The organism is Streptomyces klenkii, from assembly GCF_003626645.1.
Taxonomy (GTDB): domain Bacteria; phylum Actinomycetota; class Actinomycetes; order Streptomycetales; family Streptomycetaceae; genus Streptomyces; species Streptomyces klenkii.
In genome coordinates this window covers 144720-160044 of sequence record NZ_RBAM01000001.1, presented here as the reverse complement: position 1 = coordinate 160044, position 15325 = coordinate 144720, and the positions used below count along the sequence as shown (strand labels likewise).

At 73.5% G+C, this 15325-nt stretch carries 5 protein-coding genes; all 5 read right to left on the bottom strand.

Annotated features, from left to right (window positions below):
* Nucleotides 1-5: 5 nt before the first annotated feature.
* Complete coding sequence (locus tag D7231_RS00450) at nucleotides 6-1220, bottom strand: cytochrome P450 (RefSeq protein ID WP_120752869.1); 1215 nt, start codon at nucleotides 1218-1220, stop codon at nucleotides 6-8.
* A gap of 127 nt (nucleotides 1221-1347) precedes the next feature.
* Nucleotides 1348-2463, bottom strand: a complete 1116-nt coding sequence (locus D7231_RS00445; RefSeq protein WP_120752868.1) for a tyrosine-protein phosphatase — start codon at nucleotides 2461-2463, stop codon at nucleotides 1348-1350.
* 173 nt (nucleotides 2464-2636) lie between these two features.
* The gene (locus tag D7231_RS00440) at nucleotides 2637-3839 is read right to left on the bottom strand and encodes a cytochrome P450 (RefSeq protein WP_120752867.1); all 1203 of its coding nucleotides are present in this window, start codon (nucleotides 3837-3839) and stop codon (nucleotides 2637-2639) included.
* Nucleotides 3840-3914: 75 nt separating this feature from the next.
* The gene (gene ccrA, locus D7231_RS00435) at nucleotides 3915-5171 is read right to left on the bottom strand and encodes a crotonyl-CoA carboxylase/reductase (protein WP_120752866.1); all 1257 of its coding nucleotides are present in this window, start codon (nucleotides 5169-5171) and stop codon (nucleotides 3915-3917) included.
* Nucleotides 5172-5228: 57 nt separating this feature from the next.
* A complete protein-coding gene (locus tag D7231_RS00430) occupies nucleotides 5229-15302 on the bottom strand; it encodes a type I polyketide synthase (RefSeq protein ID WP_422396654.1) in 10074 nt (3357 codons plus the stop codon).
* Nucleotides 15303-15325 lie beyond the last annotated feature (23 nt).

Here is a 15325-nt window from a genome sequence, read left to right as displayed (position 1 = left end):
GGCGCTCACCAGGTGACCGGGAGCTCGACCGGGCCCTGGGCGTCGTGGCCGGCCTTGATGGGCACCTGGTCCACGGGCACGGCCAGCCGCAGGCCGGGGATGCGGGCGATGAGCGAGCCGAGGGCGATCTCGATCTCGATGCGCGCGAGGTTCTGACCGAGGCACTGGTGGATGCCGTGGCCGAATCCGACGTGGTGCCGGGCCTTGCGCCGGACGTCGAACGTGTCGGGGTCCTCGTAGGCCTTGCCGTCACGGTTCATCAGCGAGATGGAGATCAGCACCGCGTCCCCGGCCTTGATGGTCTCGCCGCCGAGCTCGATGTCCTCCTTCGCCATCCGGACCATGTAGTCGGAGACGGAGGTGAAGCGCAGCAGCTCCTCGACCGCCCCGGTGACGGCCTCGGGGTCGCGGCGCAGCACCTCGAGCTGGTCGGGGTGCTGGAGGAGCGTGAGGGCTCCGAGGGAGATCGCGTTGACGGTGGTCTCGTGGCCGGCCAGCAGCAGGACCAGCGCGATCATGACCACCTCGTTGTGGTCCAGCTCGCCCTCCTCCAGCTGACGTGCGATCAGCTCGTCGAGGAGGCCGTCCCCGGGCTCGGCCTGCTTCTTCCCGACCAGGCCGTGCAGGTAGCCGTAGAGCTCGCCGAAGGCCGCGTCGGCCTCCGCCGTCGTCTTGGCGCCCACGAAGTTGCGGGAGCGCTCCTCGAAGAAGTCGTGGTCGGCGTACGGGACGCCGAGCAGCTCGCAGATCGCCATCGAGGGCACGGGCAGGGCGAAGGCCGACACCAGGTCCGCGGTCGGCCCCTTGGCCAGCATGTCGTCCAGCAGCTGGTCCACGAGCTCCTGGACCATGGGCCGGATGGCGTTCATGCGCTTGACGCCGAAGCTGGGGATCAGCATGCGCCGCTGCCGCGCGTGCACGGGGTCGTCGACGCCGATCAGCGGGAACGACAGCCCTCCGCGCCCTTCGGTGCGCTGGACGACGACGGGGAAGACCGGGTGGCCCCAGTCCGCGGACAGCCGTGGGTCGACGAGCATCGCCCGCCCCTCGGCGTGCCCGGTCACCATCCACGCGGGCCGGCCGTCGAACAGCGTGACCTGAGTCAGCGGGCGCTCGCCGCGCCAGTCCGTGTAGGCCTGCGGCGGCTGGTACGGGCAGGTTCGGTCCTGCGGGAAGGACGGGGCCGGTGATCCGGTGGGGCGGATTTCGGTCTCGGTCATGTCGTGCCTTTCAAGCGATCGGCAGTGCTGTAATGAATCGGCAAGGAGTCGGTAAGGAATCGGATAAGGGAATGGCTGCCGGAATGGCAGCGGCAAGGGTTACGGGAACGGCTGCGGTTGACATATTTCAGTCCGTCAGCAGGGCGTTGCGCAGTCCGGTCAGCACCCGGTCGTCCAGACCCAGCCCCTTTCTCAGGTAATCGCCGAAGGTGCCGTACCGGTCCTCCACTTCGGTGAAGGAGGCATTGAGGAATTCGGGGCGCGCTTCGAGCACGGGCCGCAGGACGGCCGCGTCGTGGGGCGACAGCGGGGCGAGGATCGCCGCGACCTCCTTCGCCCGGTATTCGTTGGTGGCGAGGTAGTCGCGCATGACGGTCTCGCGGTCGACGCCGAGCGCGGTCAGCAGGGCCGCGCTCGCCCAGCCGGTACGGTCCTTGCCGGCGTTGCAGTGGTACATCAGCGCCTGCGCGCCCGGATCGGCCGCGTCGCGGAAGAGGGCGCCGTAGGCGGTGCGCGCCGACTCCAAGGAGACGTACGCACGGCCGCCGGCGGTCATCAGCTCGACGGCCTGCTCCGGGGTCGTGGGCACCTCGGTCACGTCCCCGCCGTTGACGTCGGCGACCACGTAGCGGGTGCCCTCCGGGATGCGGTCCGGCGCCTTCGCCCGCTCCCCCGGCGAGCGCAGGTCGTAGTCGGTGCGGATGCCCAGGCGGCGGAGCTTGGCGACGTCGGCGTCGGTCAGCTTCGACAGCTCGCTCGTGCGGTAGAGCACGCCCATGCGCACCCACCGTCCGTCGGCGGTGCGGTAGCCGCCCGCGTCCCGGAAGTTGGGGGCGCTCGCCAGGTGCAGCGAACGGTCCGCCAGCGTCAGCGGCTCTCCCCGGTCGGGGGCGAGGCGGAACCACTGGCGGTCGGCCGCCGGCAGGCCGCGTACGGTCACGGTCTCCCGCGCGCCGCCCCGGGCGACCTGGCGGCCGCCGGCGTACACGGTCACCGACCGGACGCCGGGCGCGTGCCAGGACACGGTGTACGAACCGTCGCCGTGGTCCGTGACGGCGGCCTCGGTGAAGGGCACGGCGTGCTCGGACGCCCGCTGCTCGGACGCCTGTTGCCCGGCCGACGGGGAGGCCGGCGCAGTGGGCCGGAGCGGTGCGGCGAGGGCTGCGGGAGCGGTCAGCGCCAGGGCCGCGGCAGCCGCCGCGAGCAGGGTTGCCGCGCGGTAACCGGAATGCGGAATCTCCATGTCCGGAGGCTATGGGTCCTGTTGTAGGGCAACCCCTAGTTGTTCACTTAGGACTCAGTGGCCTCCAGCACAAACCGGCGCACCAGAATGCTATAAGCAGCAAAAATGCGATGAGCAGCACCCGCGGACGCGGGCGCTGCTCATCTGTGGGGGGGTTTCACCGTGGCCGGCGGCTACCAGGTGACGGGCAGCTCGTGCACTCCGTAGAAGACCATGTCGTCCCGGAACCGGAGCTCCTCCACCGGCTTGGCCAGGCGCAGGGTCGGGAAGCGCTTGAAGAGGGTCCCGAAGACGATCTGGAGCTCGATCCGGGCGAGCTGCTGACCTATGCACTGGTGCGCGCCGAAGCCGAAGGCCAGGTGCGGTGCGGGGCGGCGGGTGATGTCGAAGCGCTCCGGGTCCTCCACGAAGGCGGGGTCGAAGTCGGCCGCCAGGACGTGCGTGACGACCTGCTCGCCCTTGGCGATGCGCACGCCGCTGAACTCCACGTCCTGCGTGGCGACGCGCTCGCTGCCGAACTGGCCGATGGTGAGGTAGCGCAGCAGCTCCTCGACGGCGTTGCCGACGAGCGAGGGGTCCTCGCGGAGCAGGGCCAGCTGGTCGGGCCGGTCGAGCAGCAGCGCCGTGCCGAGGCCGATCATGCAGGCGGTGGTGTCGTGGGCCGCGATCAGCAGGGTGCCGGCCGCGTTCATGAGGAACATGTCGTCGATGACCCCGCCGGGGTCCTCGGTGGTGATCAGCGCCGAGATCAGGTCGTCGCCGGGGTTGGCCTTGCGCTCCTGGACGAGCTGGTAGAGCAGCCCGCCCAGGCGCATGCCGGCGGCCTCGGTGGCGGCGACGTCCTGGTCGACGCGCATCATGGCCTCGGCGATGTCCTGGAACTCCTCGCGCCGCTCGACGGGGACGCCGAAGAGGTCGGAGATCACCATGGACGGCACCGGGTTGGCGAAGGCCTTCACGAAGTCGACCGGGCCGCCCTGGGCCTCGATGGCGTCGAGGTGCTCGTCGACGATGCGCTGGATGTTCGGCCGGAGCGCCTGCATGCGCCGGACGGTGAACTCCTTGGCGAGCAGCCTGCGGTCGTCGGTGTGCTCGGGGGCGTCCTGCCACAGCAGGCTGCCGCGGCCGGGCTTCTGGGTGACGAGGCCGTCCTGGGTGTGCAGCGCGTGGGGCACGTTGACGCTGAACGACGGGTCGCGCAGCACGGCGCGCACCTGCTCGTAGCCGGTCACCAGCCACGCTTCCTGGCCGCTGGTGAAGGTGGCCCGGGTGACCGGGGCCTCCTCCCGGATGCCGGCGAGGCCGTCCGGCGGGAGGAACGGGCAGCTGCGGGCCTTGGGGACGGCGGGCGCGCCGGCGGCGGTGGTCTCGGACATGGCTCTCCTTGCGCTTAACTGAATCGGAGGGGGAGGGAGTGCGCCTGCGGCGGGCGGGTCAGGCGAGGGGAACGGTCAGGCGGTGGGGAGGGCGAGCGTCGTCTCGTCGCGCCGCTGCGCGTTCACGAGGACGGCCATGTTCCCGGAGGGGTGCACGTTGTCGTGCATCAGCTGGTGCATGTGCCCGATCTCCTCGAAGCCCTCGCAGGCGGACAGGCAGGGGTCGAGCAGGCCGGCGCCGACGAGGTTGATGACCTCGCGGCACTCGCGGCCGTTGGCGTAGTGCGAGCCCTGGAGTCGCTTGGAGCGCATCCACAGGTGCCGCAGGTCGACGTCGCCGTTGTAGCCGGAGGTGCCGCCGCAGATCACCACCATGCCGCCGTTGTCGCACAGGTACATCGACGTCGGCAGGGTGTCCTGGCCGCTGTGCTCCAGCACGATCCGCGGGGACTTGCGCTCGCCGAGGATCTCCCAGATCTTCTTGCCGACCCCGCGCGCGCCGCGCAGGAACCGCGCCGAGGCCTCGGCGTCGCCGGTGTCGGGCAGGCGGCCCCAGTGGTCGAAGTCGCGGCGGTTGATGGTGCCCGCGGCCCCGAGGCTCCGGCAGTAGTCGGCGCGGTCCTGGTCGGAGACCACCGCGATCGGCACGCCGCCGGCCATCTTGACGAGCTGGATGGCCATCGAGCCGAGGCCGCCCGCGCCGCCCCAGATCAGGACGGGGTCGCCGGGGCGGACGTCGTTGCCCGGCCAGCCGAACAGCTGCCGGTAGGCGGTGGGCCCGGTGAGCAGGAAGGCCGCGGCCTTCTCCCACGACAGGTCGGCGGGCTTGGGGTGGCACTGGTACTCCTCGACGCGGCAGAACTGCGCGAACGAGCCGTAGTTGGTCTCGTAGCCCCAGGCCTGGAAGCTGTCGGAGACCATGGAGTGGGTGCCCATCCGGATGTCCTCGGCGGCCTCGTCCCACTGGCCGCTGGTGAGCAGCACGTGGTCGCCCACCTTGACGTTGCGGACGCCTTCGCCGACCGCCCACACCACGCCCGAGCCCTCCGAGCCGCCGATGTGGAAGTCCTCCGGCTGACCCTGCCGCTGCCGCATGCCGATGACGTCGACGGGCGTGCCCAGCGAGGCCCACACGTTGTTGTAGTTGATGCCCGCGGCCATCACGTAGACCAGCACCTGGCCCCGGCCGAGCGCGGGGGTGTCGACGACCTCGGTGCGGAACGCCTGCTTCGGCTCGCCGAAGCGGTCCTGCCGGATCACCGAGGCGTACATCTGCCGGGGGACCTCGCCGAGCGGCGGGGTCTCGCCGATCTCATACAGGGACTTCGTCATGTCTCTCTCCCACATTTGCTCTGTCTCGTCCGGCCGCCTCGCAGGGGCCGGGGCCTGTCATGCGGTCGTTGCGTCCGGAGGGACGGCGGGGCCGGAGGGACGTGTGACGACGTCGGCCAGCCAGGTCTCCACCGCCGCCGCGGTGGTGCCTGCGTGGTCCTCCATCATCGAGTAGTGGTTTCCGGCCACTTCTACGGTCGTGTCCACGTGCTCGGGCGGTGCCGCGCGCCCGTCGCCGTCCGCGGCGCCGGCCAGCATGGGCTCGCTCGCGCGGACGAGCAGGGTCGGCGCGGCGATCTCCGGCGCGGCCCAGTTGTCGAACAGGTGCATGTAGCGGCCCATCGCGGTGAGCTGTTCGCCGCCGGACTTCATGAAGTCCAGGCGCTGCGACTGCGCTTGGGCCATGGCGTTGAGCACCTGGTGGTCGAAGGGGATCTCACGGCTGAAGCTGTCGACCATGATCACGGCCGCGGGCTTCTCGCCCATGGCCTCCAGGCGGGCCGCCACGCCGTGGGCGATCCAGCCGCCCGAGGAGTAGCCGAGCAGGACGACGGGCTTGCCGCCGGCGCACTCCCGTACGGTCTGCGCGTGCAGGCCGAGGACGGCCTCCACGTCGGACGGGACGGGTTCGCCCTGTTCGTAGCCGGGGTGGGTCAGCGCCCACATGTCCACCCGGTCGCGGAAGGGCGCGGCGAAGCGCGCGTACTGGTGCGCCCCGGCCGGTACGACGTACGGCGAGAAGCACATCAGGGCGAAGGGCAGGTCGCCTTGCGAGAACCGGACCGGTTCGGGCCGCTGGGCCAGTTCCTCCGGCCGCTCGAAGGAGGGCCGGAAGCGGGCCGCCTCCATCAGCATCCCCATGGCCTCGGCGGCCTTCCCGTTCTCGCCGGCGTGCTGGTAGAGCTGCACCAGCATGTCGGCGGGCCGCTCCTGCTCGGCGCCGCGGCCGGCGCTGCCGAGCTGTGCCAGCAGGTGCTTGGCGAGCTTGGCGGGCGTGGGGTGGTCGAAGGCGAGTCCGGCGGGCAGCTTGAGGCCGGTCGCGGCCGACAGGCGCCGGCGCAGGTCGATCGCGGTGAGCGAGTCGAAGCCCAGCTCCAGGAACTGCGCGGTGGGCTGGACGTCCCCGGCCGAGGCGTGGCCGAGGACCACGGCGCTCTGGGAGCGGATGTGCTCCAGCAGCCGCTCCTCCTGCTCGGCCGGGGCGAGCCCGGCGAGTTCGGCCGCCAGGCCCGCTTCGGCGCCGGTCTCCTCGTCGGCGGCCTGTTCGGCCTCCAGGAGCCGCTGGACGTCCGGCAGGTCGGCCAGCAGCGGGCTGGGCCGTCCCACGGTGAAGGCGGGCAGGAACTTCTCCCAGTCGATCGGGGCGACGGTCAGGGCCGACTCGTCGTGCTCGACGGCCTGGTGCAGGGCGGAGATGGCGAGTTCGGGGGCCATGAAGCCGAGGCCCCGCTTCTCGCCGCGCTCCTGGACCGCGTCGTCGACCATGCCGCCGCCGGCCCAGCCGCCCCAGGCGAGGGACGTCGCGGTCAGGCCGCGGGCCCGCCGGCGCAGGGCCAGGGCGTCGAGGAAGGCGTTGGCGGCGGCGTACGAGGCCTGCCCGCCGCTGCCCCAGACGCCGGCGCCGGAGGCGAAGAGGACGAAGGCGTCCAGCTCCCGGCCGTCGAGCAGCTCGTCCAGGTGGACGGCGCCGGTGACCTTGGAGGCCGCGGCCTCGGCGAACTCGTCGAGGCCGGCGTGGGTGAGCACGGACGACCGCGCGGTGCCGGCGGCGTGCAGCACCGCGGTGAGCGGGTGCCGGGTCTCGATGCCCGCCAGGAGCCGCGCGACGGCGTCACGGTCGGCGATGTCGCAGGCGGCGATGGTGACTTCGGCGCCCAGTGCGGTCAGCTCGGCGTGCAGTTCCCGCGCGCCGGGGGCGTCAGGCCCGCTCCTGCTGGTCAGCACCAGGTGCTGGGCTCCGGCGCCGGCCAGCCAGCGGGCGAGGTGGCGGCCCACGCCGCCGGTCCCTCCGGTGACGAGGACGGTGCCGCGGGGCTGCCACGGCGTGGCGGGTTCGGCGTCGGCGGGCCGGGCCCGGACCATGCGGCGGCCGAAGACGCCGTCGGCGCGTACGGCCAGCTGGTCCTCGTCGTGCTGGGCCAGCGCTCCGGCCAGGCGGCGCAGGGCGTGCTCGTCCAGCGCCTCGGGCAGGTCGATCAGACCGCCCCAGCGCCGGGGCAGTTCCAGTGCGGCGACGATGCCCAGGCCCCACAGCTGTGCCTGGCCCGCGTCGCGCAGCGGGTCGGACGCGCCGGTGGACACGGCGCCGCGGGTCGCGCACCACAGCGGTGCCTGGACGTCCAGGTCGCCCAGCGCCTGGAGCAGGGTCACGGTCGCGCCGAGGCTCGCGGAGAGCGTCGGGTGGGCCGGGTGGACGCCGGGCGCGAGGCCGAGCATCGAGAGGACTCCGGCGGGCTCTTCGGTGCCGAGCTCCTCGGCGAGCCGGTTCGCGGCGTCCGCCCGGTCGCAGTCGACGGGGAGTTCGACGACCCGCACCTTGGCGCCGTGGGCGCCGAGCACGCCGACGACGCAGGGTGCCCATTCCTCGTCCGCCAGGCCGGCGGGGAGGACGGCGAGCCACAGGCCGTCGAGGTCGGGTGCCGGGTGGTCGGTGAGCTGCCGGAAGGAGACGCGGTAGCGCCAGGCGTCCACCGTGGACTTCTCGCGGCTGCGCCGGCGCCACGCGGACAGGACGGGCAGCGCGGGGCCGATGAGGGCGGCGTCGTCCGCCCCGAGCTCACCGGTGAGCGCGGGCAGGTCCGTGTTCTCCACCAGCTCCCAGAACCGGGCCTCGACCGGGTCGGCGCCCGCGGGCGCCTGGTCGGCGCTCTCCAGCCAGTACCGCTGGTGCTGGAACGCGTACGTCGGCAGGTCCACGTGCTCTACGGGGTGCCCGGCGAAGGGGACCGTCCAGTCGACGTGCACGCCGTTGACGTGCAGTTCGGACACCGAGCGCAGGAAGCGGTCCATGCCGCCCTGGTCCCGGCGCAGCGAGGCACCGGTCACGGCGTCGGCACCGGCCTCCTCCGCGATCTCCTGCACGGCGCCGGCCAGCAACGGGTGCGGGCTGCACTCGATGAACACCCCGTGCCCGTCCTCCAGCAGCGTCCGTACGGTCCGCTCGAACTCCACCGTGCGGCGGGCGTTGCGGTACCAGTACTCGGCGTCCAGGGCGGCGGTGTCCTGCACGGTGCCGGTGACCGTGGAGTAGAAGGGGACGTCCGCCGCGCGCGGCGCGACCGGGGCCAGCAGCTCCAGCAGTTCGGCGCGCAGGTTCTCGACCTGGGCGGAGTGCCCGGCGCCGTTGGCGCCGCGGACCTTGCGGACGCGCACGCCTTCGGCTTCGAGCTCCGCGAGGAGTTCGTCGACCGCGCCGGGCTCGCCGGAGACGGTCAGGGCGGCGGGCCCGTTGACGGCGGCGACCGACAGCCGGTCCCCGTACTTCTCCAGCCTCGTGCGGGCCCGGTCGGCGGGCATCGAGACCGCCAGCATCGCGCCCTTGCCCTTGAGCTTGGTCAGCACGCGGCTGCGCAGGGCCACGATCCGGGCCGCGTCGTCCAGGGTCAGCGCCCCCGCGACGTACGCGGCGGCGATCTCGCCCTGCGAGTGGCCGACGACGGCGGCGGGCGTGACGCCGTAGGAGCGCCACAGGGCGGCCAGGGAGACCATCACCGTGAACAGCGCGGGCTGGGCGACCTCCACTCCGGCGATGTCCGGCGCGCCCGGCTCGGCGCGCAGGACGTCGAGCAGCGGCCAGTCGAGGTAGGGGGCGAAGGCTTCGGCGCAGGCCTTGGCCTGCTCGGCGAAGACCGGGGAGGCGTCCAGCAGGTCCTTGGCCATCTCCGTCCACTGCGAGCCGTGGCCGGGGAAGACGAGGACGGCCTTGCCGGAGGCGGTGGTGGTGCCCTGGACCACGTGGTCCGCGGGTGCGCCGTCGGCGAGCGCGGCGAGTCCGGCCCGCAGCTCGTGCCGGTCGCGGCCGACGACCACGGCCCGCTGTTCCAGCTGGGTCCGCGTGGTGACGAGGGCGCGGCCGACGCCGGGGAGGGAGAGCCCTTCGGTGCGGTCGAGGTGGTTCAGCAGCCGGCGGGCCTGCTCGCGCAGGGAGCGCGTGGTCTTCGCGGACAGCGCCCACGGGACCACGTCCGCGGACCGGGCGGTGGTGGCCGCGTCCGGGACGGCGGGTGTCTGCTCGTCCTCGGCGGCGGGAGCAGTCTCGGGGGCCTGCTCGATGATGGTGTGCACGTTGGTGCCGCTCATACCGAACGAGGAGACGGCGGCGCGCCGGGGCCTGCCCTGCTCGGGCCAGGCGGTCTGCTCGGTCAGCAGGCGCACGGCGCCGCTGTTCCAGTCGACGTCCGGGGTCGGCTCCTCGACGTGCAGGGTCTGCGGCAGGACGCCGTGGCGCATGGCCATGACCATCTTGATGACGCCGCCGACGCCCGCGGCCGCCTGGGCGTGGCCGATGTTGGACTTCAGCGAGCCGAGCCACAGCGGCCGGTCCCCGGGGCGCTCCTTGCCGTACGTGGCGAGCAGTGCCTGGGCCTCGATGGGGTCGCCGAGGCGGGTGCCGGTGCCGTGGGCCTCCACGGCGTCGACCTCGCCCGGGGCGAGCCGGGCGTTGGCCAGGGCCTGCCGGATCACCTGCTGCTGGGCCTTGCCGCTGGGGGCGGTCAGGCCGTTGGAGGCGCCGTCCTGGTTGACCGCGCTGCCCCGCACGACGGCCAGGACCTCGTGTCCGTTGCGGCGCGCGTCGGACAGGCGCTCGACCAGGACCAGGCCGACGCCCTCGGCGAAGCCGGTGCCGTCGGCGGTCGAGGAGAACGCCTTGCAGCGGCCGTCGGCGGACAGCGCGCGCTGCCTGCTCGACATGGTGAACGCGGACGGGCCGGCCATCACCATCACGCCGCCGGCCAGCGCCATCGAGCACTCGCCGTTGCGCAGCGCCTGCACGGCGAGGTGGAGGGCGGTCAGCGAGGACGAGCACGCGGTGTCGACGGTGACGGAGGGGCCTTGCAGGCCGAAGGCGTAGGAGAGGCGGCCGGCGATCACGCTGGCCGAGTTGCCGGTGGAAAGGTAGCCCTCGACGCCGTCGGGCACCTTGAGCAGGCGTGCGGCGTAGTCCTGGTAGCCGGAGCCGATGAAGACGCCGGTGCCGGTGGCGCGCACGGAGTGGGGGGCGATCCCGGCGCGTTCGAAGGTCTCCCACGTGGTCTCCAGCAGCAGGCGCTGCTGCGGGTCCATCGCGACGGCCTCGCGCGGGCTGATCCCGAAGACGGCCGGGTCGAACTCGTCGGCGTCGTGGAGGAATCCGCCGTGGGTGGTGTAGGTGGTGCCGGGGTGGTCGGGGTCGGGGTGGTAGAGGGCCTCGACGTCCCAGCCGCGGTTGCCGGGGAACCGGGAGATCGCGTCGCGGCCGGAGACGACCAGCTCCCACAGGTCCTCGGGCGAGCGCACGCCGCCGGGGTAGCGGCAGGCCATCCCGACGATGGCGATGGGCTCGTCCAGCACCGTGGCGGCGGCCGCGGCCGTGGCCTGCGGGTCCTCGCCGCCGGTGAGTTCGGCGAGGAGGTGGGCGGCGAGGTCGGCGGCCGTGGGGTGGTCGAAGACCAGGGTCGTGGGCAGGGCGAGAGCGGTCGCGTCGTTGAGGCGGTTGCGGAGCTCCACGGCGGTCAGGGAGTCGAACCCGAGATCCCGGAAGGGCCGGTCGGCCTCGATCGCGCTTGCCCCGCGGTGGCCGAGGACTGCGGCGGCGTGGGTGCGCACGAGGTCGGTGAGGAGGCGTTCGCGGTCGTCGCGCGACAGCCCGGTCAGGCTCCCGGCGAGCTCGCCGGAGCCGCGGCCGGCCTCGGGGGCCTCCTCCGCGAGCGTGGCGCGGACCTCGGGGAGGTCACCGAGCAGCGGGCTGGGGCGGCCGAGGGTGAACGGCACGATGAAGCGCGACCAGTCCACGTCGGCCACGGTCAGCAGGGTCTCGTCGCGGTCGAGGGCGCGTTGCAGGGCGGTGATCGCCGATGCGGGCGCCATGGCGCGGAGCCCGCGGCGGCGCAGCCGCTCCTCGTCGTCGCCGTCCTCGACCATGCCTCCGCCGGCCCAGGGGCCCCAGGAGACGGCGGTCGCGGTGAGGCCGCGGTCGCGGCGCTGCCGCGCGAGGCCGTCCAGGAAGGCGTTGCCGGCCGCGTAGGCGGCCTGGCCGCCGCTGCCCCAGACGCCGGAGATGGAGGAGAAGAGGACGAAGGCGTCCAGCTCCTGATCGCCCAGCAGCTCGTCCAGGTGTGCGGCGCCGCCGGCCTTCGCGGCGAGCGCGGCGGCGAAGGCGGCCGGGGTGGTGTCGTCCAGCATGCCGGCGTCGGCGACGCCGGCGGTGTGCACGACGGCGGTGAAGGTGTGCTCGGCGAGCAGGGCCGCGACGGCGTCGCGGTCGGCCACGTCGCACGCAGCGAGGGTGACGCGGGCGCCGAGGGCCTCCAGTTCGGCCCGCAGTGCGGCGGCGCCGGGGGCGGCTTCGCCCCGGCGGCCGGCGAGGACGAGGTGCCCGGCGCCGTTGCCCGCCAGCCAGCGGGCGACGTGGCCGCCCAGCGCGCCCGTGCCGCCGGTGATCAGGACGGTGCCGCGGGGCCGCCAGTGGCGGCCGGCCGGGCGGGCCGGGGCGTGGGCGAGCCGCCGGGCGTGGACGCCGGAGGCGCGCACGGCGAGCTGGTCCTCCTCCCACCGGCCGGTCCGCGCCTGCCCCAGCACCTCGGCGAGGCGTGCGGCGGTGCGGTCGTCGAGGGTCTCGGGCAGGTCGATCAGGCCGCCCCAGCGCCGGGGCAGTTCGAGGGCGGCGGTCCGCCCCAGGCCCCAGACCTGGGTGTGGCGCGCGTTGCGTACGGTGTCGGAGCCGCTCACGGCCACCGCGCCGGAGGTGAGGCACCACAGGGGGGCCTCGATGCCCGCGTCGCCCAGGGCCTGGGCGAGCAGCAGGGTGGGCAGCACGGGGTCGCCGGTGAGGAGCAGGGACAGCACGCCGTCGACGGGTCCGAGCCCGGCCAGTTCCCCGGCCAGCCCGGCGCGGTCGCTCGCCGCGCCGACGACCAGGGTCGTCAGCTCGCAGCCGCGTGCGGTGAGCGCGGCGCGGACCGCGGCGATCTGCTCGTTCTCCTTCTCCGGCACGGCGAGCAGCCAGGTGCCGCCGGGGCCGGCCGGGGCGAGCTCGCCCAGGCGCTTCCACGTCTCGCGGTAGCGCCGGTCGTCGACGGCGGACTGCTCCTTGCGCTGCCGGCGCCAGGACGACAGCCTCGGCAGGACGTCGCTGAACGTGTCGTCGGCGCCGATGTCCAGGGTCTCGGCGAGGGCCTGGAGGTCCTCGCGCTCCACGGTCTCCCAGAACTCGGCGTCCACCGGGTCCGCCGCCGCGCCGGCAGCGGTGTGCTCCGGCGTCTCCACCCAGTACCGCTCGTGCTGGAAGGCGTACGTCGGGAGGTCGGTCGTCCGCGCTCCGGAGAAGAAGACGCTCCAGTCCACGGGGACGCCGTGGGTGTGCAGTTGGGCGAGGGCCGTGACGAGGGCCTGCCGCTCGGGGCGGTCGGCGCGCAGCAGCGGCACCGTGAGGGCACCGTCCACGCAGCCCTGCGCCATGCCGCTCAGGACGCCGCCGGGGCCGATCTCGACGAAGGTCGTGACGCCCAGGTCGCTGAGGGTCCGCACGCCGTCGGCGAAGCGCACGGCCTCGCGGACGTGCCGGGCCCAGTACTCGGCGGTGTAGGCCTCGACGAGCTCGCCCGTGACGTTGGAGACGACGGGCAGCTGCGGCTCCTGGAAGGACAGGCCGCGTACGACCTGCGCGAAGTCCTCCAGCATCGGGTCCATGAGCGGCGAGTGGAAGGCGTGGCTGACCTTCAGGCGGGACGTCTTGCGGCCCTGCTCCTTGAAGGCCTCGGCGATCGCCAGAGCCGCCGTCTCGTCACCGGAAATCACCACCGACGAGGGGCCGTTGACCGCCGCGATGCTGACTCCGTCGGTGAGGTGCGGCAGCACCTCCTCCTCGGTGGCCTGTACGGCGACCATCGCCCCGCCGGCCGGCAGGGCCTGCATCAGCGCGGCCCGCGCGGACACCAGCTTGGCCGCGTCGTCGAGCGACAGGGCGCCGGCCACGTGTGCGGCCGCGATCTCGCCCACGGAATGGCCGACGACGAAGTCCGGCCGGATTCCCCAGGATTCGAGGAGCCGGAACAGCGCGACCTCGACGGCGAAGAGCGCGGGCTGGGTGCACCCGGTCTGGTGCAGCGTCTCGGCATCGACGTCGACGGGCGCGTCCAGGCGGGCGCACACCTCGTCGTAGGCCTCGGCGAAGACCGGGTAGGCCTCGTACAGCTCACGGCCCATGCCGAGGCGCTGCGAGCCCTGACCGGAGAACAGGAAGCCGGTCTTGCCGCCGGCCGGGCGTCCCAGCAGCACACGGGACGAAGGGGTCCCGGCGGCCAGGTCCTCCAGCCCGAGGAGCAGTTCCTCGTGGGTCTCCCCCACGACCGCGGCCCTGTGGCGCAGCGCCGCCCGGGTCGTGGCCAGCGACAGCCCGATGTCCGCGGGCCGGGCCTCGTCCCGTACGAAGGGCAGCAGCCGGGCCGCCTGGGCGTGCAGCGCCGCGTCGCTCTTGGCGGAGAGCACCCACGCGAGCGGGCCGGCGGCGGGAGCCCCCGCGGGCTCCTCGTCGGTAGCCGGTGCCTGCTCGATGATGGTGTGGGCGTTGGTGCCGCTGACACCGAACGACGACACAGCAGCGCGGCGCGGGTGGTCCGACTCCGGCCAGTTGATGGCCTCGGTCAGCAGCCGTACGTCACCGGCCGACCAGTCCACGTGCGGCGTCGGCTCGTCCACGTGCAGCGTCTGCGGGAGGACGCCATGGCGCATCGCCATGACCATCTTGATGATCCCGCCGACACCGGCCGCGGCCTGCGAGTGACCGATGTTGGACTTCAGCGAGCCCAGCCACAGCGGCCGTCCCTCCGGCCGCTCCCGGCCGTAGGTCGCGAGCAGCGCCTGCGCCTCGATGGGGTCGCCCAGCGTCGTGCCCGTGCCGTGCGCCTCCACCGCGTCGACCTGGGCGGGGGACAGCCCGGCCGAGGCCAGGGCCTGGCGGATGACCCGCTGCTGCGCGGGGCCGTTCGGGGCGGTCAGGCCGTTGGACGCGCCGTCCTGGTTCACGGCGCTGCCGCGCACCACGGCCAGGACCTGGTGCCCGTTGCGGCGGGCGTCGGACAGGCGCTCCACCAGGAGCATGCCGACGCCCTCGGCCCAGCCGGTGCCGTCGGCACCGGCGGCGAACGGCTTGCACCGCCCGTCCGGGGCCAGTCCGCGCTGGCGGCTGAACTCCACGAACGCGGTGGGCGTGGTCATCACCTGCACGCCGCCGGCCAGCGCCATCGAGCACTCGCCGGCGCGCAGCGCCTGGATCGCCCAGTGCAGCGCCACCAGCGACGACGAGCACGCCGTGTCGACGGTGACGGCCGGGCCCTCCAGGCCGAAGGTGTAGGCGATGCGGCCGGACATCACGCTGGCGGAGTTGCCGGTCCCGAGGTGGCCGTCGGACTCGCCGGCCACCCCGACCAGGAGGTTGACGTAGTCCTGGTAGCCGGAGCCGACGAAGACTCCGGTGCGGCTGCCCCGCACCGCGTCCGCGTCGATGCCGGCCCGCTCGAACGTCTCCCACGTCGTCTCCAGCAGCAGACGCTGCTGAGGGTCCATCGCGACGGCCTCACGCGGGCTGATCCCGAAGAAGCCGGGGTCGAACTCCCCCGCCTCGTAAAGGAATCCGCCGTGCCGCGCGTACGTCTTTCCCTGCGCGTCCGGGTCCGGGTCGTAGACGTCGTCCACGTCCCAGCCCCGGTCGGCCGGGAACTCCCCGACCGCGTCGCCACCGGAGGCCACCAGCTGCCACAGGTCCTCCGGCGACCGCACCCCGCCGGGATACCGGCACGCCATGCCGACGATCGCGATGGGTTCCTGGTCCTTCTCCTCGACCTCGCGAAGGCGTTCGCGGACCTGGCGAAGGTCCCCGGTGACGCGCTTGAGATACTCGAGAAGCCTGTCTTCGTTGCTGCTCATCCGCCCCATCCGTCCTCGGCTGTCGTTAAAGG

Bases quoted from the DNA above. Each gene is read 5' to 3' on its own strand.
- D7231_RS00450 (WP_120752869.1), bottom strand. From the start codon at position 1,220: ATGACCGAGACCGAAATCCGCCCCACCGGATCACCGGCCCCGTCCTTC.
- D7231_RS00445 (WP_120752868.1), bottom strand. From the start codon at position 2,463: ATGGAGATTCCGCATTCCGGTTACCGCGCGGCAACCCTGCTCGCGGCG.
- D7231_RS00440 (WP_120752867.1), bottom strand. From the start codon at position 3,839: ATGTCCGAGACCACCGCCGCCGGCGCGCCCGCCGTCCCCAAGGCCCGC.
- ccrA (WP_120752866.1), bottom strand. From the start codon at position 5,171: ATGACGAAGTCCCTGTATGAGATCGGCGAGACCCCGCCGCTCGGCGAG.
- D7231_RS00430 (WP_422396654.1), bottom strand. From the start codon at position 15,302: ATGGGGCGGATGAGCAGCAACGAAGACAGGCTTCTCGAGTATCTCAAG.